This is a genomic window from Nocardioides humi (assembly GCF_006494775.1).
Classification (GTDB): Bacteria; Actinomycetota; Actinomycetes; order Propionibacteriales; family Nocardioidaceae; genus Nocardioides; species Nocardioides humi.
The window spans coordinates 4,448,988-4,473,306 of the sequence record NZ_CP041146.1 but is presented as its reverse complement, the minus strand read 5'-3'; the positions used below and the strand labels follow the sequence as shown (position 1 = coordinate 4,473,306).

General features: G+C 73.0%; 22 protein-coding genes and 3 pseudogenes. 7 read left to right on the top strand and 18 right to left on the bottom strand.

All coding sequences use genetic code 11. The features are described from left to right. Positions 1-140: 140 nt before the first annotated feature. Positions 141-1,646, top strand: coding sequence for a glucose-6-phosphate dehydrogenase (gene zwf / locus FIV44_RS21730; RefSeq protein ID WP_141006259.1), 1,506 nt, complete (start codon positions 141-143; stop codon positions 1,644-1,646). Here zwf and FIV44_RS21725 read toward each other — a convergent pair. From FIV44_RS21725 to groES, 5 genes are all read right to left on the bottom strand, one after another. Further along, the gene (locus FIV44_RS21725; protein ID WP_141006258.1) at positions 1,609-2,616 is read right to left on the bottom strand and encodes a cytochrome d ubiquinol oxidase subunit II; all 1,008 of its coding nucleotides are present in this window, start codon (positions 2,614-2,616) and stop codon (positions 1,609-1,611) included. The two genes, zwf and FIV44_RS21725, sit on opposite strands and share 38 nt — an antisense overlap. Continuing rightward, the gene (locus FIV44_RS21720; protein ID WP_246086541.1) at positions 2,613-4,019 is read right to left on the bottom strand and encodes a cytochrome ubiquinol oxidase subunit I; all 1,407 of its coding nucleotides are present in this window, start codon (positions 4,017-4,019) and stop codon (positions 2,613-2,615) included. Before FIV44_RS21720 ends, FIV44_RS21725 begins: the two co-directional genes overlap by 4 nt. An 84-nt stretch (positions 4,020-4,103) precedes the next feature. Next, positions 4,104-4,964: a GNAT family N-acetyltransferase gene (locus tag FIV44_RS21715; protein ID WP_246086540.1), complete on the bottom strand. Its 861-nt coding sequence runs from the start codon at positions 4,962-4,964 to the stop codon at positions 4,104-4,106. 169 nt (positions 4,965-5,133) lie between these two features. Next, positions 5,134-6,759: a chaperonin GroEL gene (gene groL, locus FIV44_RS21710; protein WP_141006256.1), complete on the bottom strand. Its 1,626-nt coding sequence runs from the start codon at positions 6,757-6,759 to the stop codon at positions 5,134-5,136. A gap of 83 nt (positions 6,760-6,842) precedes the next feature. Continuing rightward, a complete protein-coding gene (gene groES / locus FIV44_RS21705) occupies positions 6,843-7,136 on the bottom strand; it encodes a co-chaperone GroES (protein WP_141008001.1) in 294 nt (97 codons plus the stop codon). A gap of 192 nt (positions 7,137-7,328) precedes the next feature. Here groES and FIV44_RS21700 point away from each other — a divergent pair, with 192 nt between their 5' ends. From FIV44_RS21700 to FIV44_RS21695, 3 genes are read left to right on the top strand one after another with little or no spacing between them, the layout of a single operon-like run. Continuing rightward, positions 7,329-8,765: an MMPL family transporter gene (locus FIV44_RS21700; protein ID WP_246086539.1), complete on the top strand. Its 1,437-nt coding sequence runs from the start codon at positions 7,329-7,331 to the stop codon at positions 8,763-8,765. Continuing rightward, positions 8,726-9,484 (top strand): MMPL family transporter, encoded by a 759-nt coding sequence (locus FIV44_RS32540; protein ID WP_246086538.1) that lies wholly within the window; start codon positions 8,726-8,728, stop codon positions 9,482-9,484. Before FIV44_RS21700 ends, FIV44_RS32540 begins: the two co-directional genes overlap by 40 nt. A gap of 40 nt (positions 9,485-9,524) precedes the next feature. Then, positions 9,525-10,700 (top strand): class I SAM-dependent methyltransferase, encoded by a 1,176-nt coding sequence (locus FIV44_RS21695; protein ID WP_141006255.1) that lies wholly within the window; start codon positions 9,525-9,527, stop codon positions 10,698-10,700. A gap of 9 nt (positions 10,701-10,709) precedes the next feature. On the opposite strand, the gene tsaD is transcribed toward FIV44_RS21695, so the two are convergent. Beyond that, positions 10,710-11,771: a tRNA (adenosine(37)-N6)-threonylcarbamoyltransferase complex transferase subunit TsaD gene (gene tsaD / locus FIV44_RS21690; protein WP_141006254.1), complete on the bottom strand. Its 1,062-nt coding sequence runs from the start codon at positions 11,769-11,771 to the stop codon at positions 10,710-10,712. Between the two features lie 169 nt (positions 11,772-11,940). On the opposite strand from tsaD, the gene FIV44_RS21685 reads away from it, so the two are divergent. Next, a complete protein-coding gene (locus FIV44_RS21685; protein ID WP_219996132.1) occupies positions 11,941-12,486 on the top strand; it encodes a Uma2 family endonuclease in 546 nt (181 codons plus the stop codon). Between the two features lie 10 nt (positions 12,487-12,496). Here the strand turns inward: FIV44_RS21685 and rimI are convergent, their stop codons facing one another. The 12 genes and pseudogenes from rimI to glmS all read right to left on the bottom strand — a co-directional run bounded on the left by rimI (position 12,497) and on the right by glmS (position 22,457). Further along, positions 12,497-12,943, bottom strand: a complete 447-nt coding sequence (rimI, locus tag FIV44_RS21680) for a ribosomal protein S18-alanine N-acetyltransferase (RefSeq protein ID WP_141006252.1) — start codon at positions 12,941-12,943, stop codon at positions 12,497-12,499. Positions 12,944-13,082: 139 nt separating this feature from the next. Next, positions 13,083-13,571: pseudogene (tsaB, locus tag FIV44_RS21675) on the bottom strand (tRNA (adenosine(37)-N6)-threonylcarbamoyltransferase complex dimerization subunit type 1 TsaB); the annotation flags it as partial. A gap of 30 nt (positions 13,572-13,601) precedes the next feature. Next, positions 13,602-14,765 carry a glycoside hydrolase family 16 protein gene (locus tag FIV44_RS21670; RefSeq protein WP_181410754.1) on the bottom strand — a complete coding sequence of 388 codons (1,164 nt, stop codon included), beginning with the start codon at positions 14,763-14,765 and terminating at the stop codon, positions 13,602-13,604. Between the two features lie 150 nt (positions 14,766-14,915). Further along, the gene (tsaE, locus tag FIV44_RS21665) at positions 14,916-15,851 is read right to left on the bottom strand and encodes a tRNA (adenosine(37)-N6)-threonylcarbamoyltransferase complex ATPase subunit type 1 TsaE (RefSeq protein ID WP_141006250.1); all 936 of its coding nucleotides are present in this window, start codon (positions 15,849-15,851) and stop codon (positions 14,916-14,918) included. Next, positions 15,848-16,921, bottom strand: coding sequence for an alpha/beta fold hydrolase (locus FIV44_RS21660; protein WP_141006249.1), 1,074 nt, complete (start codon positions 16,919-16,921; stop codon positions 15,848-15,850). The genes tsaE and FIV44_RS21660 overlap by 4 nt, the downstream gene beginning before the upstream one ends. Next, the gene (locus tag FIV44_RS33680; protein WP_342778916.1) at positions 16,918-17,313 is read right to left on the bottom strand and encodes an alanine racemase; all 396 of its coding nucleotides are present in this window, start codon (positions 17,311-17,313) and stop codon (positions 16,918-16,920) included. The genes FIV44_RS21660 and FIV44_RS33680 overlap by 4 nt, the downstream gene beginning before the upstream one ends. A 122-nt stretch (positions 17,314-17,435) precedes the next feature. After that, positions 17,436-18,098, bottom strand: a pseudogene (locus FIV44_RS33675) (alanine racemase); the annotation flags it as partial. A 177-nt stretch (positions 18,099-18,275) separates the two neighbouring features. Next, on the bottom strand, positions 18,276-19,655 hold the full coding sequence (locus tag FIV44_RS21650; RefSeq protein ID WP_181410753.1) for an NAD(P)H-hydrate dehydratase: 1,380 nt from the start codon (positions 19,653-19,655) through the stop codon (positions 18,276-18,278). Continuing rightward, positions 19,652-20,026: a type II toxin-antitoxin system PemK/MazF family toxin gene (locus tag FIV44_RS21645; RefSeq protein WP_281285755.1), complete on the bottom strand. Its 375-nt coding sequence runs from the start codon at positions 20,024-20,026 to the stop codon at positions 19,652-19,654. Before FIV44_RS21645 ends, FIV44_RS21650 begins: the two co-directional genes overlap by 4 nt. Then, complete coding sequence (locus tag FIV44_RS21640; protein ID WP_141006248.1) at positions 19,986-20,228, bottom strand: ribbon-helix-helix domain-containing protein; 243 nt, start codon at positions 20,226-20,228, stop codon at positions 19,986-19,988. Before FIV44_RS21640 ends, FIV44_RS21645 begins: the two co-directional genes overlap by 41 nt. 24 nt (positions 20,229-20,252) lie before the next feature. Continuing rightward, on the bottom strand, positions 20,253-20,606 hold the full coding sequence (locus FIV44_RS21635) for a holo-ACP synthase (RefSeq protein WP_141006247.1): 354 nt from the start codon (positions 20,604-20,606) through the stop codon (positions 20,253-20,255). Positions 20,607-20,613: 7 nt separating this feature from the next. Continuing rightward, positions 20,614-22,457: pseudogene (gene glmS, locus FIV44_RS21630) on the bottom strand (glutamine--fructose-6-phosphate transaminase (isomerizing)). Positions 22,458-22,539: 82 nt separating this feature from the next. Here glmS and coaA point away from each other — a divergent pair. Next, complete coding sequence (gene coaA / locus FIV44_RS21625) at positions 22,540-23,535, top strand: type I pantothenate kinase (protein WP_141006246.1); 996 nt, start codon at positions 22,540-22,542, stop codon at positions 23,533-23,535. 137 nt (positions 23,536-23,672) lie between these two features. Further along, the gene (locus FIV44_RS21620; protein ID WP_141006245.1) at positions 23,673-24,302 is read left to right on the top strand and encodes a hypothetical protein; all 630 of its coding nucleotides are present in this window, start codon (positions 23,673-23,675) and stop codon (positions 24,300-24,302) included. Positions 24,303-24,319: the final 17 nt, after the last annotated feature.

Sequence of the window (24,319 nt, the reverse complement as noted above, 5' to 3'; positions counted from 1 at the left end):
TTCGGGACGGGCGGAGGAGCGAGCAGGACCCGAGACCGCTCGCGAATTAGGCAAGGCTCACCTTAACCCTTTTCCAGACATCTTGTCGACAAGATCCGCCTCACCTCGGCGCCCCTTGACGCATCCGGGAGGCTGACAGGGTGAGCTCGGACCTTGCCCCGCACGTCCTCGTCCTGTTCGGCGCGACCGGCGACCTCGCCGCCCGCAAGCTGTTCCCGGGGCTCTACCGCCTCGCGGCCGCGGGGCGCCTCCCCGAGCACTTCGAGGTGATCGGCAGCGGCCGCCACTCCCCCGGCAGCGACGACGACTTCCGACAGCAGGTGCGCGAGGCGCTGGCCGAGTTCGTCGGCGACGTCGACGAGGCGGTGGCCGGCCCGCTGCTGGAGCGGACCCGGTTCGTCACGTCGTCCGCGGACGACGGCAGCGAGCTGGCCGCGGCGGTGGCGGAGGCCGAGGACCGGGTCCTCGCGACGTGCGGCTGCCTGCTGGGCGACGTACGCCGCCTCCTGTACCTCTCGGTCCCGCCCGGCGCGGTCAAGGGCATGGTGGGGATGCTCGACCGCGAGGACCTCGTCGCGCGCTCGCGGCTGGTGACCGAGAAGCCGTTCGGCACCGACCTGGCCACCGCCCGCGAGCTGCACGACGTGCTGGCGACGGCGTTCACCGAGGACCAGGTGTTCCGGATCGACCACTTCCTCGGCAAGGAGGCGGTGCAGAACATCCTCGCGCTGCGCTTCGCCAACGGCCTGTTCGAGCCGGCCTGGAACCGCCACACCATCGAGTCGGTGCAGATCGACGTACCCGAGAAGCTGACGGTCGAGGGCCGCGGCAGCTTCTACGAGGGCACCGGCTGCCTGCGCGACATGGTGACCACCCACCTGGCCCAGCTGCTGGGCTTCGTGGCCCTGGAGGACCCGCACGCCTTCCGCGCCTCGGCGATCCGCGCCGCGAAGGCCGCCACCTTCTCGGCGGTCCGCCCGATCGACCCCGAGCGCGTCGTGTTCGGCCAGTACGACGGCTACCGCGACGAGCCGGACGTCGCGCCCGACTCGCAGGTCGAGACGTTCGTGGCCGCGGAGGTCTGGATCGACAACGACCGGTGGCGCGACGTCCCGTTCTACCTGCGCACCGGCAAGGCCCTGGCCGACGGGCGCCGCACCATCACGGTCCGGTTCCGCGACCCCCGGCACCGCTGGCTCAAGCCCGAGGGCGGCGGGACCCCGGAGCCCAACGAGCTCGTCATCGAGCTGGCCGACCAGCCGCGGATCGCGATCGACGTCCGCGCGAAGCGACCCGGACCGGACATGGCGCTCGTCGAGGGCGTGTTCCGGCTCGACCTCGTCGGCGACGTGCCCGGCGCCGACCCGCTGGAGGCCTACGAGCGGCTGCTGCTCGACGTGATGCGCGGCGACCGGACGCTGTTCATCAGCTCCGAGGAGGTCGACCGGCTGTGGGAGATCTTCCAGCCGGTGCTCGACCGCCGGCCTCCCGTCGAGACCTACGCGGTCGGCTCCTGGGGGCCTGCGCCGGCGCTCGAGCTGCCGCTCGGCGGGTGGCGGCTGGGCAACCACCCGCCGGACCGGGAGCTGCGCCAGACCCACGCAGGATCTAGTGGTCCGAGCGGGACCACGCCTCGGACTGGGTGAGCCGGAACAGGTACGCCAGCGGGGGCACGACGACCACGACCGCCAGGCCCACCGCGACCAGCAGCCCCTGCAGGGTCGCGGTGGCGCCGGCCGCGTCGGCGATGGTCACCTCGTCGACCAGCAGCCAGGGGTACTGCCCCACGCCCCACCCGGACACCACCGCGGCGACGGCCAGGACGGCGGTGATCCGGGCGACGGCGTACCTCCTCCGCCAGAGCAGGACCATCGTCGCGAGGCCGGCGAGGCCGGCGAGCACGACCAACGGCGCCGCGCGGCCTTCCAGGCCGGCAGCCAGGGTGGGGGCGTCGTGGTCGATCGGCACCAGGGCCGCGAACACGAGGACGCCGGTCGCGGCGCCGACGGCGAGGGCGCGGACGCGGAGCTCCTCGGCCAGCCGCTCCTGCCCGCTGCGCCGGGCGTCGGCGACCAGGAAGACGCCGGCGAGGAAGGCGCAGGTGCCGACGGCGATCACCCCGCCGAACAGCGAGGTGGGGTTGAGCCAGGACGACCAGCGGTCGCCGGTGCCGTCGATCGGGACGCGGCCGGAGGCGATGCCGCCGGCGACGGTGCCGAGGAAGAACGGCGTGATGATGGAGGACGTGGCGAAGACGACGCCGAACAGGCGCGCCTGGGCCAGTGTGGCGGCGTACTTGCGGAAGGCGAAGCTGGCGCCGCGCAGCACGATGCCGAGCAGGGCCAGGAGCAGCGGCAGGACCAGGGTCGACATGGCGGCGGCGAAGGACTCCGGGAAGCCGGTCCACCAGATGACGAGGACGTAGATCAGCCAGACGTGGTTGGCCTCCCAGACCGGGCCGATGCTGTGGTCGACGAGGGTGCGCAGCTCGGCTCCGCGGCGGCTGCTGCCGGCGGTGAGGTCGAAGAAGCCGGAGCCGAAGTCGGCGCCGCCGAGGACGGCGTACGCGATGACGCCGACGAAGAGCGCGGCGGCCACCGCGAGCTCGAGGCTCATGAGGAGGCCTCCGGGGCGTGGACCTCGGGCGCGTACGGGCTGGGGAGGTCGGCGTCGCCGGCGCGCCAGCGACGGGCCATGGAGCGGAGTACGACGACCGCGCCGACCGTCATCGCCGTGTAGACGACGGTGCTGATGCCGAGCAGCCACCAGAGGCTGGCGGTGTAGTCACCCACGGCGTCGGTGGTGCGCATGACGTCGTACACGATCCAGGGCTGGCGGCCCACCTCCGTGGCGACCCAGCCGGCCTCCAGCGCGATCACGGCGAGCGGGCCGGCGGCCGCGGCGAAGCGGAGGAACCACCGCCTGTCCAGCAGGTCGCGCCCGCGGCGGCGCTGGTACCAGAAGAGGACGACGGCGGCCGCCAGCAGCGTCCCGATGCCGACCATGGTCTGGAAGGCCAGGTGGGTCAGGTTGACCGGCGGGTGGTCCTCCTCGGGGATCGTGTCGAGGCCGGGGACCGGCCTGTCCGGCGAGTTCATGGCGATCAGCGAGCCCAGCCGCGGGATGTCGATCGACCACCTCACCTCGCCGTCGACCAGCACTCCCCCGAGCCGCAGCGGCGAGGGGCTCTCCGTGGTCTCGGCGAGCTCGAAGGCGGCGAGCTTGGCGGGCTGGCGCTCGTCGAGGCCGAGGCCGAGCACGTGCCCGACGAAGGGCTGGGTGACCGCGGCGACCGAGGCGAAGACGAACGGGACCATGAAGCCCAGCCGGTGGTGGGCGTCGCGGCGGCCGCGGAGCATGCCGACGGCGTACACGCCGGCGATGGAGAAGCCGACGAGCATGTAGGCGCCGACCCACATGTGGGCGAACTGGAGGAAGGCGTGCTGGTTGAAGAGCACCGCCCACGGCTGGACGTCGGTCACCTCGCCGTCGACGACCCGGAAGCCGGTCGGCACGTTCATCCACGCGTTGACGGCGAGCACGCAGTAGGCGCCGACGATCCCGGTGATCGCCATCGGCAGCACCATCAGCACGTGCCGCTTCGGGGGCATCCGGCCCCAGCCGTAGAGGTAGATGCCGAGGAAGATCGCCTCCAGGAAGAAGGCGAGGCCCTCGAAGGCGAACGGCAGGCCGAGCACGTCGCCGTACGTCCCCATCAGGCCGGGCCAGAGCAGGCCCATCTCGAAGCTGAGGACGGTCCCGGAGACCGCGCCGATGGCGAAGAGCACCGCCGACACCTTGGCCCAGCGCTTGGCGAGGCCGAGGGCGACCGGGTCGTCGCGGCGGATGCCGCGCAGGTGCATCACGAAGATCATCGCGGGGAACGCCACCCCGAAGCAGGCGAGCACGATGTGCCAGCCGAGGGACAGGGCCATCTGCTCCCGGGCCGGCAGCAGCCCGGCGGGCTCGGCCTCGGTCGCGAGACGGGTGAGGGCGGTGACGACGTCGGCGGTCAGCACCCCTCGACCGTAACGCTTGTGAATGCGTTCACAAAGTCGTGGCGGGTGTCGGCTCCGCCACACCGCCGTACGACGGCCGGGGGCTCAGCGACGGAGGTCGGAGAGCGCGATCCGCACGGTCAGCGACTCCCCCGCCATCCGGATCCGGCCGCGCATCCCGGCGGCGAGCACCATCGGGAGCACCGCCTGGGTGTCCGACGGCGCGGTCAGCACGATCTCCTCCGCGCCCGCCGAGCGCGCGGCACGGGCGACGTCGGCGAGCAGCCGGGTCCCGACGCCGCGGCGGTGCCAGGCCGGGTCGACCCACAGGTCGACCGGCCAGGGCTCCTCGCCCTCGGCCGGGGTGAACTCGGCCCGGCCGGCCACCTTGCCGCCCGCCAGCGCCGAGACGACCGCGCCCGAGGTCACGAACTCCGGGTCGCCGGCGCCCGGCTGGTGCGGGGCCGGCGGCGCCTGCGCGTCCAGCACCTGGCCGACGAGCTCGGCGAGGGCCGAGGCGCGGGCGCGCTCGATCGAGGTGAAGGGCGTGTCGCGTCGTACCTGGATGGTGGCGGAGCCGCCGACCGTCATCTCCAGCACGTCCTCCGCCCCGTCGCTCGGCGTCACGTCGGCGTCGAAGAGATGGGCGACGACGTCCGGGAAGCTCGCCGGCTGGGCGACGATCGCCCGCACCGCCTGGACGTACCGCGTGGGCTGGTCCTCGAGCGCGGCCGTCGTGACCGGCGTCGCCGCGACCGCCTGGCCGCCCGCCTGGGCGAGCAGGTCGTGCACCCGGTCGCGGGTCCAGTCCTGCGGGACCTGGAGCACCAGCTCGTCGGTCACCGACGTCCCCTCGGGGAAGACCTGCACGGTCTGGATGTTGACCCCCGCCCGGCCGCAGGCCGCGGCCAGCTCGGCCAGCGCCCCGGGGCGGTCGGGCAGTCCGGCTCGCACGCGCCACAGCATGGGCCCCACTATGCCGGACGCAGGTCACGCCGCGCGATCACCGATGTTTCGGCTGGACACCCACCCGGCGCATCCTCACCCCGAAATGACGCCGACCCGGCGCATCCTTACCTCTCGCAAGGTAAGGATGCGCCGGGTCGACGCGTTTTCGGGGTCAGCTTACGCCGGGTCAGTGGCCGTGACCGTGCCCGTGGCCGTGACCGGCCGCCTCGGGCTCCTCGTCCTCGGGCTTGTCGACGACCAGGGTCTCGGTCGTCAGCAGCATGCCGGCGACGGAGACCGCGTTGGCCAGGGCCGAGCGGGTGACCTTGACCGGGTCGATGACGCCCTGGGCGACCAGGTCGCCGTACTCGCCGGTGGCGGCGTTGTAGCCGTTGCCGACGCCGAGCTCGCGCACCTTGTTGGTGATGACGTAGCCGTTCTGGCCGCCGTTCTCGGCGATCCAGCGCAGCGGCTCCTCGGCGGACTTGCGGACGATGCGGACACCCACCGCCTCGTCACCGGTCAGGCCGAGGTCGCCCTTGAGCGCGGCGACGGCGTGGATGAGCGCGGAGCCACCGCCGGGGACGATGCCCTCCTCGATCGCGGCGCGCGTCGCGGAGACGGCGTCCTCGATCCGGTGCTTCTTCTCCTTCAGCTCCACCTCGGTGTGGGCGCCGACCTTGATCACCACGACGCCGCCGGAGAGCTTGGCCAGCCGCTCCTGGAGCTTCTCGGTGTCCCAGTCGGAGTCGGAGGCCTCGATCTCCTTCTTGATCTGCTCGACGCGAGCGGTGACCTCGGCCTGGTCGCCGGCACCGTCGACGATCGTGGTGTTGTCCTTGGTGATCACCACGCGACGGGCCTGGCCGAGGACGTCGAGCCCGACCTGGTCGAGCTTGAGGCCGACCTCGGGCGCGATGACCTGGGCGCCGGTGAGCACCGCGATGTCCTGCAGGATCGCCTTGCGGCGGTCGCCGAACGCCGGGGCCTTGACCGCGACGGCGTTGAACGCGCCGCGGATCTTGTTGACGACCAGGGTCGAGAGCGCCTCGCCCTCGACGTCCTCGGCGAGGATGAAGAGCGGCTTGCCGCTCTGCACGACCTTCTCCAGCAGCGGCAGCAGGTCGGCGATCGCGCCGATCTTGCCCTGGTGGATGAGGATGTACGGGTCGTCGAGGACGGCCTCCTGGCGCTCCGCGTCGGTGACGAAGTACGCCGAGATGTAGCCCTTGTCGAACTGCATGCCCTCGGTGAACTCGAGCTCGGTCGAGGGGGTGTTGGACTCCTCGACCGTGATGACGCCGTCCTTGCCGACCTTGTCGAAGGCCTCGGCGAGCAGCTCGCCGATGTGGCTGTCGCGCGAGGAGACGGTCGCCACGGAGGCGATGTCCTGGGTGTCGTCGACGTCGCGGGCGGCGTCCTTCAGGGCGTTGCCGACCGCCTCGGCGGCGGCGTCCATGCCGCGCTTGAGGCCCATCGGGTTCACGCCGGCGGCGACCGCGCGCAGGCCCTCGTGGACCAGCGCCTGGGCGAGCACGGTCGCGGTCGTCGTACCGTCGCCGGCGACGTCGTTGGTCTTGGTCGCGACCTCCTTGGTGAGCTGGGCGCCGAGGTTCTCGAACGGGTCGTCCAGCTCGACCTCACGCGCGACGGTCACGCCGTCGTTGGTGATGGTCGGCGCGCCCCACTTCTTGTCGAGCACGACATAGCGACCCTTGGGGCCGAGGGTCACCTTGACGGTGTTGGCGAGGGCGTCGACGCCGCGCTCGAGCGCACGCCGGGCGTTCTCGTCGAACTCCAGGATCTTGGGCACTGCTTCTCCTTGGGTGGTGGAAAGCCTGCCGCCCGGGGCGTCAGGGACGCCCCGGGCGGATCAGTGGGCTGTCAGCCGGATGGTCAGCCGACGATCGCCAGCACGTCGCGGGCGGACAGGATGAGGTACTCCTCGCCCGAGTACTTGACCTCGGTCCCGCCGTACTTGCTGTAGATGACCTTGTCACCCACGGCGACGTCGAGCGGGACCCGGTTGCCGTTGTCGTCGATGCGGCCGGGACCGATGGCGAGGACCTCGCCCTCCTGCGGCTTCTCCTTGGCCGTGTCGGGGATGACCAGACCAGAGGCGGTGGTCTGCTCGGCCTCGAGAGGCTTGACGACGATCCGGTCCTCGAGCGGCTTGATGTTGACCGACACGATGTCGACCTCCACTTTCTAAGACTGTCAGTGTGTCCTGCATTGGCACACTCGCGGTGAGAGTGCCAATGACGAAACTAGCACTCTCCGCACGGGAGTGCCAGAGCGGTCCGGTTCCGATCTGCCGAGGACGCCGCTCCCTACCAAAGTCGGTTGACTCCCTGTCGGTCCCGGCGACTAGCGTTCTGTTCCATGTTCGGTGCCCTCGGCCGCCTCGTGTCCCGTCATCCCTGGTACGTCATCGGCGTGTGGGTGGTGCTCGCCGTCGTCGTCATCACGACCGCTCCGGCGCTGCAATCCACCAGCGACCAGTCGGAGTTCCTGCCCGACCACTACGAGTCCATCAAGGCCGCGACCCTGCAGGCCGACGAGTTCCCCGGCGCCGTGACCCCGGCGGCGATCCTCGTGTTCGAGCGCAAGGACGGCAAGGAGCTCACCGCCGACGACCAGGCCGCGGTCGGCGAGATCACGACCGAGCTCGGGCCGAAGCTCGGCACCGAGACCTTCGTGCCGACGATCTTCACCACCGACGCCACGGGCCAGCCCAATGTCTCGGGCGACGGCCTGGTCCAGATCGCGATCGTCGGCCTCGCCGAGGGCGCGACCGGCTTCGACACCCAGGCCATCGACGACGGCAAGGACCTCCGCGAGGACCTGAAGCCGCTCGTCGACGGGACCGACCTGAAGGTCCAGTCGACGGGCTCGGTGCTCCAGGGCCTGGACTCCCAGGAGTCCACCGAGCAGACGATGGCCATCGTCGGCGGCGCCACGATCGTGCTCATCATCGTGCTGCTCGCGATCATCTTCCGCAGCGTCATCATCTGCCTGATGCCGATCGTCGTGGTCACCATCGTGTCGATGGTCGCCACCGGCCTGATCGCCTGGGCCAACGACATGTTCGACCTCAAGGCCGACTCCTCGATCCAGGTGATCCTGATCGTCGTCCTCTACGGCATCGGCACCGACTACATCCTGTTCTTCCTGTTCCGCTACCGCGAGCGGATGCGGCAGGGCGCGGAGACCCGAGCCGCCGTCACACACGCCCTCGAGCGGGCCGGCGAGGCGATCGCCTCCGCCGGAGGCGCCGTGATCGTGGCCTTCATGGCCCTCGTGCTGAGCTCGCTGAGCATCTTCCGCGCGATCGGCCCGGCGCTCGCGATCGCGGTCGCCGTGACCCTCCTCGCCGCGCTCACCCTCGTGCCGGCCGTGGTCACCCTGCTCGGCAAGGCGCTGTTCTGGCCGTCGCGCAAGTGGCGCGAGGAGCCCACCGGCTCCCGGTTCGGCCGGATCGGCGACGCCGTCGGCCGCCGTCCGGTCGCCTTCGTCGGCGCGTCCGGCGCGGTGCTCGCGGCGCTCGCCGTCTTCGCGCTCGGCTTCAACGCGTCCTTCGACTTCAACTCCAGCCTGCCCAAGGACGTCGAGTCCACGGAGGGCCTGACCACCTTCCAGGAGCACTTCGCCGCCGGCGCGAGCGAGCCGGTCCCGGTCCTGCTCTCGGTCGAGGAGGGTACGACGCTCGACGACGCGCAGCTGGAGTCCTTCCGGTCGGCACTGGCCGACGCCCACGGCGTGGACGAGGCCTACCCGGGGTGGCGTCCGAGGACGGGAGCGCCTACCAGTTCTCCCTGATCCTCGACAGCGACCCGGTCTCCGACCAGGCGCTGGAGGACGTCAAGGGACCGATCCGCGACGCTGCCCACCAGAACGCCCCCGACGGCACCGAGGCCTATGTCGGCGGCACCCCGTCGGTCTTCGCCGACCTGCAGAAGGCGATGGCCCGCGACTACTCCGTGGTCTTCCCGGTGGCGGCCCTGATCATCATGCTGATCCTGGCGCTGCTGCTGCGCAGCCTGGTGGCCCCGTGGTATCTCATGGCCGCGGTGGGCCTGGGCTTCGGCGCCACCCTCGGCGCGACGGTGATCGTGTTCCAGCACATCCAGGGCGAGCCCGGCCTGATCTTCATGCTGCCGATCTACATCTACCTGTTCGTGACGGCGCTCGGCACCGACTACAACATCCTGATGATCGCGCGGCTGCGCGAGGAGGCCCGCGAGGGACGCGAGCCGCGGGCGGCCGCCGCCGAGGCGATCAAGCACGCCGGCCCGACGATCGCCGCGGCGGGCGTGATCCTCGCCGGCACCTTCGCCTCCCTCATGCTGGGCGGCAACACGCTGATCGTCTCGATGGGCTTCGCGCTCTCGTTCGGCATCTTCGTCGCCGCCTTCGTGATGTCGATGTTCTTCACCCCCGCGCTGACCGCCCTCATCGGCCACGCGGCCTGGTGGCCCGGGCACGGCGACGAGAAGCGCGACGACGAGCCGGAGCAGGAGCTCGTCTCCACGAGCTAGGGCGCGTCTCCCTAGCCGCGCCCTCTGACAGGATCGGGGCGTGGACCTCGACGACTTCCGGTGGCTGCTGACCGACGAGGGGCAGGCACTGCTCGCCGACGCCACGGCCCTGGTCGCCGAGGGCGGCGGGCCGCTCGCGGCGGCCTCCGCCCTGCGTCGTACGACGACACCGGAGCGGGCGGCGGCGGCGCTCACCCAGGTGGAGCTGCGGGAGCGGGCGGCGGCGAAGTTCGCGGACCTGGCGCCGCGGATGTACTTCACGCCGGACGCGCTCGAGCAGGCGACCCGGCTGCGGGTCGCGCAGCACCGGGCCGGCCGGGCGGCGGCGTTCGGGGCGCGGACGCTGATCGATCTCGGCTGCGGGATCGGCGGCGACCTGGTGGCGGCGGCCACGGCCGGGATCGTGTGCGCGGGCGTCGACCTGGACCCGGTGCGGGTGGCGGTGGCGGAGGCGAACCTCGCCGCGCTGGGCCTGCCGGGCGCCGTCCAGGTGGCCGACGCGACCGAGGTCGACCACCGCGGCTTCGACCTGGCCTTCGCCGACCCCGCCCGGCGCTCGGGCGCGGGGCGCAGCTTCCGGGTCGAGGACTGGACCCCGTCGTGGACCTGGGTGCAGGGGCTGCTCGCCCGCGACGCGTGCGTCAAGGTCGCGCCCGGCATCCCCCACGCCCTGGTGCCCGACGGCGTCGAGGCCGAGTGGGTCAGCGACGAGGGCGAGGTCAAGGAGGCCGCGCTCTGGGCCGGGCGTACGGCGACCGTGGCCCGGCGCGCGACCGTGATCGGCCCCGGCGGCCTGGCGACGCTCACCGACGAGGACGACCCGGGTGCCGACGCGGTCGGGGTCCGCGCGGTCGGGGCGTACCTCTACGAGCCCGACGGCGCCGTGATCCGCGCCGGCCTGGTCACCGCCGTCGCCGCGGGCGTCGCGGGCGGCCTGGTCGACCCGAGGATCGCCTATGTCACCGGCGACGACGCCTTCCGTACGCCGTTCGCGCGCGGCTACCGGGTCCTCGAGGAGCTCCCCTACCGCGAGAAGCAGCTCAAGGCGGCGCTGCGCGAGCGCGGGGTCGGCCGGCTGACGATCAAGAAGCGCGGCGTGGACGTCACCCCCGAGGCGCTGCGCCGGCGGCTGGCGCTGTCCGGCGACGCCGAGGCGACCGTCGTGCTGACCCGGGTGGCGGGCGAGGGCACGGCACTGCTCGTCGAGCCGTTCTGAGCGGCGGCGTCAGCCCGCGAGCACCTCGGTGACGGGGAGGCTGGAGTCGGCGGGCAGGTCGAGCGGGGACGGCCTCCGGCCGCGCTCGACCATGGTGGCGCCGAGGGCGGCGACCATGGCCCCGTTGTCGGTGCACAGGCCCGGGCGCGGGACGCGGACCCGGATGCCCAGCCGGCCGGCCCGCTCCTCGGCGAGGGCGCGCAGCCGCGAGTTGGCGGCCACGCCGCCGCCGATCATCAGGTCCTCGATGCCCTCGGAGGAGGCGGCGTCGAGCGCCTTGCGGACCAGCACGTCGCAGACGGCCTCCTGGAAGGACGCGGCGACGTCGGCGACGGGCACCGGCTCGCCGGAGCGCTCGCGGGCCTCGACCCAGCGGGCGACGGCGGTCTTGAGCCCGGAGAAGGAGAAGTCGAACCGGTGCCGCTCCAGGTCGCGCCGGCCGGTGAGGCCGCGCGGGAAGTCGATGGCGACCTGGTCGCCCTCGCGGGCCGCCCGGTCGATGTGGGGACCGCCGGGGAAGGGCAGGCCGAGCAGCCGTGCGACCTTGTCGAAGGCCTCGCCCGCGGCGTCGTCGATGGTGGCGCCCATCGGGTCCACGCCGCCGTCGTCCCCGGTGATGTCGGTGACCCGCAGCAGGCTGGAGTGGCCCCCGGAGACCAGCAGCGCCAGGCACGGCTCGGGCAGCGGGCCGTGCTCGAGCTGGTCGACCGCGACATGGGCGGCGAGGTGGTTGACGCCGTAGATCGGCTTGTCGAGCGAGAGCGCGAGCGCCTTGGCGGACGCGACTCCCACGAGCAGCGCACCGGCGAGGCCGGGGCCGTGGGTGACCGCGATCGCGTCCACGTCGGTCAGTGCCACCCCGGCGGTGTCGCAGGCGCGCTGGATGGTCGGCACCATCGCCTCGAGGTGCGCCCGGCTCGCCACCTCCGGTACGACGCCCCCGAACCGCGCGTGCTCCTCGACGCTGCTGGCCACGGCATCGGCGAGCAGCGTCCGGCCCCGGACGATGCCGACGCCGGTCTCGTCGCACGACGTCTCGATGCCCAGCACCAGCGGCTCGTCCTGACTCACAGCCTCATCCTGCCCGATGGGCCGGCAGTGGCCACTTCTCGTCCACAGGGCGCGCCCGAAGCCGGTTGTCCACAGGGCCTGTCCACGCGGGCACCGAAGGTCGGCCCCGGAATGCAGGATGCCGGCATGACGGATGCGAACCCGACAGGAGTGATGCACCATGGTGATCATGACGACACCGGCGCTCGGCAGACCCGCGACGCGGGCGGATCTCGATGCGATGCCGGACGACGGCAGGCGCTACGAGCTGGTCGAGGGTGAGATCGTCGTGTCCGCCGCGCCGGCTCCCCGGCACCAGTACATCTCGGTCAGCCTGGTCGTGCTGCTGAAGACCCACTGTCCGCGCGACCTGCACCTCTACCACGCGCCGTTCGACGTGGAGCTGGAGAAGGACTTCTCGGTGCTGGAGCCCGACCTGGTCGTGGTCGATCCCGCCCTGCTCGACCACCGGGGCCTGGTCGGTGCCCCGCTGCTCGCGATCGAGATCCTCTCCCCCACCACCCGCCGCCGCGACCTGCGGCAGAAGAAGGCGATCTACGAGCGGACCGGTGTGCCGTCGTACTGGGTGGTCGATCCCGACGGTGACGTGAGCCTCACTGTCTGGGAGCTCCGGGAGGGCCGCTACCAGGCGGTCGCCGCGATCAGCGGTGACGAGGAGTGGACGGCCTCGGCGCCCTTCGAGGTCACCGTGATCCCGTCCCGCCTCGTGCCCTGATCGAGGTCCGTCACAGCGCCACGGCGAGGACCAGCGCCGTGGTCCCGTCGCGGTAGTAGCGCGGCCGCTGCCCGAGCTCGGCGAACCCGTGCCGCTCGTAGAACAGGCGGGCCGACAGATTGTCCTCGCGCACCTCCAGCAGCAGCCGCTGCGCGCCGCCCTCCGCCGCCACCGCGTGGACGGCCGCCAGCAGCGCCGTCGCCACGCCCGCGCGGCGCAGCGGCACCGGCACGGCGATCCGCTGCAGCTCGGCGTCGACGTCGACCACGCTCACCACGGCGTACCCGGCGAACCCGCCGTCCCGCTCCGCGACGACGAAGCGGACCGTCGGCAAGGTGCCGGAGACGCCCTCGCCCACGAGGCGATCCGACCACGGGTCGAGCGGGAACGCCTCGGCCTCCAGCGCGACGATCGCCGCGACGTCGGCGGCGGTCGCGGCGCGGACGGTCGTGCTCAACGGAGCGACGGGACCGCGTCGGGGCGCCGGAGGTAGAGCGGCTCGGGCCCCAGGATCGCGAACCGGCCCTCGGCCACCCCCGGGCCAGCCACGCGGCGCTCGGCCGCTCCGGCCCGCGCCCGTCGGGGAAGGCGTCCGGGTAGAGCCGGGCCCCCTCGCCGACCACCGGGAGCCCGGCGGCGCGCGCGGCGAGCACGGCCGGCTTGTCGACGACCGGCTCGTCGAGGCGCCTCCCCCCGGCGTCGTACGACGCGAGGTAGACCTCCTTGCGCCGGGCGTCCGTGGCGACCAGGAAGTCCCCGGTGACCTCGCCGCTCGCGGCCGCCTCCAGGGCGAGCGCGTCGAGCGAGCACACGCCGTGGACGGGTACGCCGAGCACGTGGGCCATAGTGCGGGCGGTGACCAGCCCGACCCGGAGCCCGGTGAACGGCCCCGGCCCGACGCCCACCGCGATGCCGGTCAGGTCGGCCGGGCGGGCGCCCGCCTCGGCCAGCACCCGCTCGATCAGCGGCGCGAGCTGCTCGCCGTGGCGCATGGCCTGCGGCGAGGTCGCCGCGGCGACGACGTCGCTCCCGTCGTGGAGCGCGACGGTGACCGTCGGCGAGGCGGTGTCGAAGGCGAGCAGCACGGTGCCGAGGCTACCGCCCGCGCGGATCGCTCACTGCCAGGCCTTCACCCAGTCCACGACGAGCGTGGAGGTGTCCGGCATGGCGTCGGTGCGGGTGTTCCAGCCGAGGCCCCAGACCTGGGTGAGGACGATGTAGAACGGCTGGTCGAAGGGCTGGGGCGCCCTGAGCCCGGTCGGCGTCCAGGAGTGGCTGTAGCAGAGCTGGCCGTCGTAGTAGAACCGCATGATGCTCGGCGTCCACTCCACGGCGTAGGTGTGGAACTCCGTGCTGGACGTGGGCATCCGGCAGTTGTAGCCGGAGCTCAGCGCGGTGTTCTCGCCCGCGTAGTGCACCGACGGGTAGACGTTGCCCGGCAGGCCGCTGAACCACTCGGCGATGTCGACCTCGCCCGACCCGGGCCAGCGGCCGTAGGCCTGGTCCTGCGGATAGAGCCAGAACGCCGAGTGGGAGCCGGGGATGCCCGCCTCGGCGGGCATCTTGATCCGGGCCTCGAACCGGCCGTAGGTCTGGACGAACTGCGAGCGGGTGGCGACGGTCGACACCTCGGCGTTGGTCGTGAACGAGCCGTACGGGCTGCGGCAGAGGAACTCCTCGTCGAGGATGGTCGACGTCAGCAGCAGCAGTCCGGAGTCGACCCGGACGGTGCGGTCGTTGTCGACGTAGCAGCCCTTGCTGCCGCCGTACATGCCGCTGAAGGAGGTCTCCTGGACCATCCACCTGCTGCGGTCGAGCGTGGTGCCGTCGAAGTCGTCGCGGAAGGTGCACGAGTAGTAGCCGCCCTCGGCACGCTCGGGCTGCACGCCGCAGGCGTCGCTCGGCGCGGGCGGCTTCGGCGTCGCCGGCTGGACCGGCGGCACCACCTTGCGGGTCTGGCTGACCTTGCCCCGGGACACGACGCGGTAGGTGCTCGGCGTCTCCGGGTACGGGACGCGGATCTTGAAGGCGCCCTTCTTCGAGGCGCGGGTCTTCCCGACCGTCTTCCAGTACGACGGGCCGCGGGCCTGCAGCCGGACCACCGACCGCGGCTTGGCCCGGCCCTTGAACACCACCGCGCGGGCCTTCGCCGCGTGCTTCAGCGCCGGGCGCTCCAGCCCCGGCCGCGCGTTCCCCTCGCCGGCGACGGCCGGGCCGTCCACCAGGCACAGCCCGCCGACCACCAGCGCCGCGAGCAACAGCATCCGCATCGAACGCATCGTTTTTCCTCCCCATGATTCGTCGTCATGAACGTACGAATCGGAGGAGGTGCTGCGGCACGGGTGTACGGACAGATTCGACCACCCCGTCCGGGCCATCGCCCCAAGGACGGAATCCCGCACCCCGCCGGGACGAAAGTCCCGTCGGGGTCAGCCGATCGGGCGGAGGTCCACCCCGAGCCAGCGGGCGCCGATCGCGTCGATCTCGACCACGCGCGGGTCGGCCTCGGGGTCGACGTCGGTGCGTGCCGTCGCGCGGGCGATCCGGACCTCGAGCCGGGCGTCGGAGAGGCCCTCGGCGAGGCCGGTGCCCCACTCGACGACGGTCACGGCCTCGTCGAGGTCGGTGTCGAGGTCGAGGTCGTCGAGCTCGGCGCGGCCGCCGATCCGGTAGGCGTCGACGTGGACCAGGGCGGGCCCGTCGCCGAGCGGGGGGTGCACGCGGGAGATGACGAAGGTCGGCGAGGTGACGCCGCCGCGGACGCCGAGACCCTCGCCGAGCCCCTGCGTGAAGGTGGTCTTGCCGGCGCCCAGCTCGCCGCTGAGGACGAGCACGTCGCCGCCGGCCAGGTGGCCGGCGAGGCGGCGGCCGAGGTCGCGCATGGCGTCGGCGCTGGGCACGTCGACGGTGACGGGGGCGGGGCGCGCCATCTCGACGTACGGCGCGTGCCTAGCGGTCTCGGTGAAGCCCATGTCGCGCCAGAACCCGGCGGTGCGGGGCAGCTCCTCGCGGGCCAGGATGACCACCCGGCGGGCGCCCGCGCGGTCGGCCTCCGCCAGTCCGGCCCGCACCAGGTCGTGCGCCAGGCCGCGGCCCTGGGCGGCGGGGGCGATGCCGAACCGGCGCAGGTAGACGGCCTCGACCGGGTCGCCGACCGGATCGAGGACCACGGCGCCCACGGCGACGCCGTCGTCGAGCACCAGCAGGCCGCCGCCGGGCACGAGCATCGCGGCGATGGACTCCTCGGTCTCCCCCAGGGCGTCGGCGGGCGGGTCGAGGGCCGGCCGGTCGGCGAACGCGGCCCGGACCACGGCCAGCACCTCCGCGGCGGCCTCGGGACCGACGCGCCTGATCTCGGTCGTCATCGGGCCGCTGCCCTCGCCGAGGCCGCGGTGATGAGCTGGTCGAGCTCGGCGTTGACCAGCTCGTGGCGCTCCATGATCACCATGTGCCCGGCGCCCTCGCACTCCAGCAGCCGCGACCCGGGGATCCGGGACTGCAGCTTGCGGGAGTGCCCGATCGAGGTCAGCCGGTCGGCGGTGCCGCAGACGACCGAGGTGGGGACCCGGCCGAGGACCTCGACGAAGTCGAACTTGTCGAGCCCGGAGAAGTGCGGGAAGAAGTCGGCGAGCACCTCGAACGGCGTGGCGGCGAGCATCTGGTCGACGAACTCGACGTACCCGCGCGGGACGTCGCCGCCGAAGGCGAACCGGTCGGTGGCGACGGTCGCGACCGACTTCCCCGCGCGGCGCACCGAGTCGACCGCGCGGGAGCCGCGGTGCAGCGTGCGGACGACGCCCTTGGCGACCGGGCCGGCGAGCCGGGCGGGGACCATCGGGAGCAGGATCCGGGTCGGGTCGAAGCCGCCGGCGGTCGTGGAGATCAGGCCGACCCCGACGACGCGCTCGCCGATCAGCTCCGGGTACTGCTCGGCGAACGCGACGATGGACATGCCGCCCATCGAGTGCCCGACCAGCACGACCGGACCGTCGGGGACGACCGCGTCGAGGACGGTGCGCAGGTCGCGGCCCAGCTGGTCGATATTGGAGTGGGCGCGGTCGGAGTCGCCGGAGCGGCCGTGGGAGCGCTGGTCGTAGTAGACGGCGCGGACCAGGCCGCGGTAGGCCGCGCGCTGGAAGTGCCAGCAGTCGAGGTTGAGGCAGAAGCCGTGGACGAAGACGACGGTGACGGGCGGTGGGTGGCCCTTGGTGCGCCGCGACGGCCGCTCGATCTCGTCGACCTCGACGTGGAGCGGCAGGCCGTCGTCGGCGACGACCGTCACCGCCGGGGAGCGGAGCGTCCCGAACGGGATCTCCTCGCCGGCGCGGCGGCTGATCGCCCGCTGCTGGCGCAGGATCCCGACGGCCGCCGTACCGGCGGCGGCGACGCCGAGCGCCCCCGCCAGCGATCCGACGACCCGGCTCCGGCGGCTCATCGCTCGGCCTCGCTGTCGACGTGGCGGCGGGTCATCCGGCCCCCGATCCTGGTGACGATCTCGTAGTTGATGGTCCCGCACGCCTCGGCCCAGTCCTGGGCGGTCGGGCCGCCCGCACCCGGCGGGCCGAACACGACGACCTCGCTGCCGAGCGGCGGGCGGTCGCCGCCGAGGTCGACGACGACCTGGTCCATGCACACGGTGCCGCGGATCGGGCGGCGCTTGCCGTCGATGGCGACGGTCGCGGCGGCGTCGGGCGCGCCGGGCCGGGTGGCGTGGCGCGGGATGCCGTCGCCGTACCCCACGGGGACCAGGCCGACCGTGGTCGGCTGCTCGGCGACCCAGCGGTGACCGTACGAGACGGCGTCGCCGGGTGCGAGCTCCTTGACCATGAGCAGGGGGCGCGGACGGTCATCGCGGGCACCAGGCCGATGTCGGTGGCCTGGCCGGGCGCGGGGTCGAGGCCGTAGAGCGCGATGCCGCAGCGGACCGCGTCGAAGCGGGACGACGGCCGCAGGAGCGCGGCTGCCGAGTTGGCCAGGTGGCGCAGCTCGGGCCGGAGGCCGTGCTCGCCGGCGAGGGCGAGGGCGTCGCGGAAGGCCTGCTCCTGGCGGTGGTTGGCGGGGTGGTCCGGCTCGTCGGCGCACGCGAAGTGGGACCAGATCCCGGTCACCCGCCACAGGCCGGCCTTCTCCCCCTGCCGGGCCCACGCGAACAGGTCGTCCCAGGCGGCGCGGGGCGCCCCGCCCCGGGACAGCCCGGTGTCGACCTTGATCTGGATCCGGGCGGGCTCGCTCGCCTCGCTGCGGCCGTGGACGGCGGCGGCGACCGCGTCGAGGTCCTCGTCGGAGTAGACGCTCACGTCGACGCCGGCCTCGACCGCCGCGGCGAGGTCGCTGTCCGGCCCGTCGCCGTTGCCTCTGATCCAACACAGCAAGGGCCCTGACACGCCGGCCGCGCGCAGCGCGAGGGCCTCCCCCACCGTCGCCGTGGCGAGCCACGCGGCGCCTCCCGCCTGCGCGGCCCGAGCACTCTCGACCATGCCGTGGCCGTACCCGTCGGCCTTGACCACCGCGATCAGCGGCACGCCCGCCGTCGCGCGCAGCAGCCGCGCGTTGGCCCGGATCGCCGCCAGGTCGACGACGATCTCGGCGGGGCCGAGGGGCGGGCGGTCCATGGGCGGGACTCCTTACTCAGCGCCGTCGCGAGCGGCGTCTCGCGCCGATCTGGCAAGACGGCGGAGCGACGGCATGCTGGATCGCACGTCGAGCGACGCCGCCGCCGCCAGATCGGATGCGAGACGTCGCGCAGCAGGCGGTGGGTAAGGAGTCGCGCCCATGGCTCTATCGTCCCATCAGGGGGTGGGCAGGGTGGCGACCAGGGCCGGTACGGCGGCCGCGACGTCGCTCGCGACGATGGGTCCGTGCCGGGAGGCCAGGGTGGCGGCGGCGCCGTGCAGCCACGAGCCGACGGAGGCGGCGGCGAAGGGGTCCAGCCCGGCGGCGAGCAGGGAGCCGATCAGCCCGCCGAGGACGTCGCCGGCGCCCGCGGTGGCCAGCCACGGGGTGCCGGTCGTCGTGACCCGGACCCGCCCGTCCGGTCGCGCGACGACGGTGTGGCGGCCCTTGAGGAGCACCACGGCGTCGTACCTGCGGGCGGCGAGGCGGGCGTGCTCCAGCCACCGCGCCTCGACCTCGGCGCGGTCGACGTCGAGCATCCGGGCCAGCTCGCCGGCGTGCGGGGTGAGCACGGCGGGGCGGCCGCGGGCGAGGGCGGCGAAGGCGAGCGCGTCGGCGTCGACGACGAGCGGGACGCCGTCGGCCACCGAGCGGTGGACGGCGTCCTCGGCCCCCGTGTCGCTGCCGGAGCCGACGACCCACGCCTGCACCCGGCCGGGGCCGACCACCTCCGGGTGCGCGGCGCGGACCAGGTCGAGCGCGGCCGGGTCGCCGTCGTACCGGACCATCCCGGCGAGTCCGCACGCGGCGCCGGCGACGCTGAGCAGCGCCGCGCCGGGGTAGGCGGCCGAGCCGGCCCGGACGCCGACGACGCCGCGGGTGTACTTGTGGTCGTCGAGGTGGGGCCGCGGGACGAGCGCCGCGACGTCGGCGGCCTGGAGCGCCTCGACCGGCGCCTCCGGCAGGTCGAGGCCGATGTCGACGAGGTGGACGGCGCCGCAGGCCTGGGCGGCCGGGTCGACGAGATGGCAGGTCTTGTGGGTGCCGAAGGTGACGGTGACGTCGGCGGTGACGTGGGGGCCGTCGACCTCGCCGGTGTCGACGTCGACGCCGGAGGGGGTGTCGACCGCGACGACCGGGACACCCGCGACGGCCTCGAGCGCGGCCACCGCCCCGGGACGCAGCCGCCCGCGACCGCCGATGCCGACGATCCCGTCGACCACGACGTCGAACTCGGCCGGCCGCACGGCACCGATCCGGCCCCCGGCGGCGCGGAGCGCCGCGACACCGCCCTCGTGCGCCGAGGAGGACAGCAGCCACGCCTCCACCTGCGCGCCGCGGCGGGCGAGCAGCGCGCCGGCGTAGAGCGCGTCGCCGCCGTTGTCGCCCGAGCCCACGAGCAGCAGCACCCGGCGCCCGTAGGCGGCGCCGAGGAGGTCGAGCACGGCGTACCCCAGGCCGGTGGCGGCGCGCTGCATCAGCGCCCCCTCGGGCAGCCGGGCCAGCAGGTCCGCCTCGGCGGCGCGGACCTGCGGAGTCGTGTGGGCGCGGATCACAGCTGGAGGTGCAATCGGAGCGCCTCGTCGAGCTCGTCGACGAGGCGTGACGGGAGTCGGCCGAGTACAGGTCCGAGCCGTTCGACGGCGACGGACCGGACCTGCTCGGCCTGCGCCTTCGAGTCGAGCCGCAAGCCGGTCTCGTCGGCGGGGAGCAGCGTCTGGAAGGGAAGGACCCGGCTCACGTTGCTCGTCACCGGTACGACGGTGACGACGCCGCGCCCGAGCCGAGCCGCGGTCGTGTTCGCCCGGTCGTTGCTGACGATCACCGCCGGACGACGCTTGCTCGCCTCGCTGCCGCGCGTCGGATCCAGGTCGACCAGTCGGACCTCACCCCGCAGCACGCGGCGCCGTCCCGTCGAGACCGTCACCGGCCAACGCGTCCCAGTCGGCGGCGTCCCCGGACTCCTCCCACTCCTGCCACGCCTGCGCGTAGTCGTCCTCGAGGGCGACGATGCGCAGCTGACGAAGCGCGCGTTGGACCACGGCGGATCGCGAGGGGAGCCCATCTCGACGCGCGATCTCGTCGATGAGCGCCACATCGTCGGCGGCAAGACTCACACTGAGTTTCATACCGAAATCCTACTCTGGTAGGAATCAGCTTTCCAGGACGACGACAGCGGACGCGATGCCGCCGTCGTGGGTCAGCGAGAGATGGACCGATCCGACGCCCTGGCGGTCCGCCTCGGCGAGCACGGTGCCGCGCAGCACGAACCGCGGGCGGCCGGAGTTCTCGGAGACGACCTCGGCGTCGTGCCACGACATGCCCCGGGGCGCGCCGAGCGCCTTGGCGAGGGCCTCCTTGGCCGCGAACCGCGCGGCCAGGGAGCGGATGTGCAGGCCGCGCTCGGCCTCGGTGAACAGCTTGGTCACCAGCGCGGGAGTACGGCGGCACGACTCCTCGAACCGGTCGATCTCGCAGACGTCGATGCCGACGCCGATGACGGGCATGACGGGCCTACTCGACGGTGACGGACTTGGCGAGGTTGCGGGGCTGGTCGACGTCGTGGCCGAGCACCGTGGCCAGCTCGCAGGCGAACAGCTGGAGCGGCACGATCGCGACCAGCGGCTGGAGCAGCACGGGCACCTGCGGCAGCCGCACCAGCGCGTCGGCGTACGGCTCGATCGAGGCGTCGCCCTCCTCGGCCAGGCAGATCGTCCGGGCGCCGCGGGCGCGGACCTCCTGGATGCCGCTGAGCATCTTGCCGTGCAGGTGGTCGCGGCCCCGGGGCGGGACGACGCAGAGCACCGGCAGGCCGTCCTCGACCAGCGCGATCGGGCCGTGCTTGAGCTCGCCGGCGGCGAATCCCTCGGCGTGGAGGTAGGCCAGCTCCTTGAGCTTGAGCGCGCCCTCGAGCGCGACCGGGTAGCCCGCGTGGCGGCCGAGGAAGAGCACCGAGCGGGTCCCGGCGTGGTCGGCCGCCAGCGCGTAGACCGCGTCCGCGCCGGCGAGCACGGTCTCGATGTGGTCGGGCATCGCCTCGAGGTGGCGCATGATCTCGTCGATCTCGTCGCCGAACCGGGTGCCCTTCACCTGCGCGATGTAGAGGGCGAGGAGGTAGCAGGCGACCAGCTGGGTGAGGAAGCCCTTGGTGGAGGCGACCCCGATCTCCGGGCCGGCGTGGGTGTAGATCACCGCGTCGGACTCGCGCGGGATCGAGGAGCCGTTGGTGTTGCAGATGGCGAGGACCTTCGCCCGCTGGGAGCGGGCGTGCCGGATCGCCTGCAGGGTGTCGGCGGTCTCGCCGGACTGGCTGATCGCGACGATCAGGGTGGTCGCGTCGATGATCGGGTCGCGGTAGCGGAACTCGGAGGCGAGCTCGACCTCGACCGGCGTGCGGGTCCAGTGCTCGATGGCGTACTTCGCGACCATGCCGGCGTAGAACGACGTTCCGCACGCGATGATGATGATCTTGTCGACGTCGCGGAGCTCCTCGTCGGCGAGGCGCATCTCGTCGAGCTGCAGCTGCCCCGCCGGCGTACGGCGCCCGATCAGCGAGTCGGCCACCGCACGGGGCTGCTCGAAGATCTCCTTGCGCATGAACCAGTCGTGGCCGTCCTTCTCCGCCGAGGACAGGTCCCAGTCGACGTGGAAGCGCCGCGCCTCGACGGGCGCGCCCCAGAAGTCGGTGACCTCGACCGCGTCGCGGGTCATCACCACGATCTGGTCCTGCCCGAGCTCCAGCGCCTCGCGGGTGTGCTCGATGAAGGCGGCGACGTCGGAGCCGAGGAAGTTCTCGCCCTCCCCGAGGCCGACGACGAGCGGGGAGTTGCGGCGGGCGGCGACCACCTTGCCGGGCTCCTCGGCGTCGATCGCGACCAGGGTGAACGCGCCGTCGAGCTTCTGGCAGACCCGCTGCATCGCGGTGGTCAGGTCCTCGCCGGACTGGACCTGCAGCTCGAGCAGCTTGGCGACGATCTCGGTGTCGGTGTCCGAGAGCAGCTCGTGGTCGTCGGCCTCGAGCCGCGCGCGCAGGTCGAGGAAGTTCTCGATGATGCCGTTGTGCACCAGCGCCACCCGGCGCGCGGCGCCGGTGTGGGGGTGGGCGTTGACGTCGTTCGGCGGGCCGTGGGTCGCCCAGCGGGTGTGCCCGATCCCGACCTCGGCGGCGGGCATCGGCGCGTCGCCGAGCACCTTCTCCAGGTTGGCGAGCTTGCCCGCCCGCTTCTCCACCGCCAGCACTCCGTCGCAGACGACGGCCACCCCGCGGAGTCGTAGCCGCGGTACTCGAGCCTGCGGAGACCGTCGACGACGATGTCCTGGGCCGACCGTGACCCGACGTATCCGACGATCCCGCACATGAGTGCCGAGTCTACGGCGTGCCCCGTCCGGATCGGGGACGCGCCTGAGCCCCCGCCGACCGCGACTGGAACAATCGGCGCCATGACGACGGGCAGCCCGGCGGCGACCCACCACGGCGAGGACTCGCCGCGGGAGGCGTCGCCGTACGTCGAGCTGGACCGCGCGACCTGGGCGAACCTGGCCGCCGAGTGGCACCAGCAGGGCAGTCCGCTGACCAGCGACGAGGTGGTCCGGCTGCGCGGCATCGGCGACTCGCTCGACCTCGACGAGATCCGCGACGTCTACCTCCCGCTCTCGCGGCTGCTGTCGCTGCGGGTCAACGCCGCGACCCGGCTGCACCACGAGCAGGAGCAGTTCCTGCACCGGGCCACGCCCCCGCGCACGCCGTTCGTGATCGGCCTGGCCGGCTCGGTCGCGGTCGGCAAGTCGACCGCCGCGCGCGTGCTGCAGCAGATGCTGGCCCGCTGGCCCGAGCACCCCAACGTCGCCCTCGTGACGACCGACGGCTTCCTCTACCCCAACGCCGAGCTCGAGGCGCGCGGCCTGCTCCAGCGCAAGGGCTTCCCCGAGTCGTACGACCGGCGCAGGCTGCTGAAGTTCGTCATCGACATCAAGTCGGGCATCGACGAGGTCGAGGCGCCGGTCTACTCCCACCTCGTCTACGACGTCGTCCCCGACGAGAAGGTCGTCGTCAAGCGGCCCGACATCGTCATCGTCGAGGGCCTCAACGTCCTCCAGCCGGCCCGGGTCCGCGAGGACGGCCGCACGGGCCTGGGCCTCTCGGACTTCTTCGACTTCTCCATCTTCGTCGACGCCAACACCAACCACATCCGGGAGTGGTACGTCGACCGGTTCCTCCGGCTGCGCGAGACGGCCTTCCGCGACCCCAACTCCTACTTCGCCAAGTACGCCGCCCTGAGCCACGACTCCGCCGTCGACGAGGCGCGCCGGATCTGGGACTCCATCAACGGCCCCAACCTCGCGCAGAACGTGCTCCCCACCCGGTCCCGCGCGACCCTGGTGCTGCGCAAGGCGGCCGACCACGCGGTGCAGTACGTCCGGCTCAGGAAGATCTGAGCCGCACCGACCAGCGCAGGACCAAGGTCACCAAGCGCCGGTCGTTCGTCCCATGGTGCGGACGGTTCGCGGGCGCCTAGCGTCGTTGTTGCCCGGCGGACCGGACGGTCCGGTCGCCGCGAGGAGGAACGAACGACATGCGCGCCACACTCGACAAGCTGATCTCATGGACCGGTCTGCTCCTGACGGTCATCCTGCTGGTGGCCGGTGGCCTGCTCACCTGGGCCAGCGTCTTCATCGGTGACCAGGTCGAGCAGCAGTTCTCCGCCCAGGACATCACGATGCCCGAGGGCCCCGCGTTGGAGTCGCTGCCGGACGCGGACCGGAAGGCGCTGGAGGAGTACGCCGGAGAGCCGCTCGACAACGGCCCGGCCGCCCGCGCCTACGCCGATCACTACATCCTCGCGCACATGAACGCCTCGGGGGCCGCGCTGCTCGAGAAGTACCCGCAGGAGCGTGAGGGCGACGGCCCGGTCACCTACGAGGAGGCCAGCGGCATCGGACGGCAGCTCAGTGCCGCGGTGCAGGAGGCGGGCGACAGCGCCACGCCCGAGCAGATCGCCGAGGCGGACGCCTGGATGGACCAGCGCGAGTCGCTCTTCATGGGCAACACGCTGCGCGGCCTGCTGCTCTACGGCTACGCCTTCGCCACGGTCGGCACGATCGCCGGCATCGCCGCGATCGGCGCCTTCGTCGGGGCCGTCCTGATGCTCGTGCTCAGCGCGCTGGGGCTGCGTCACGCGAGGCGGGCGGCCGAGACCGCCTGATCGCGAGCGATCCCGTC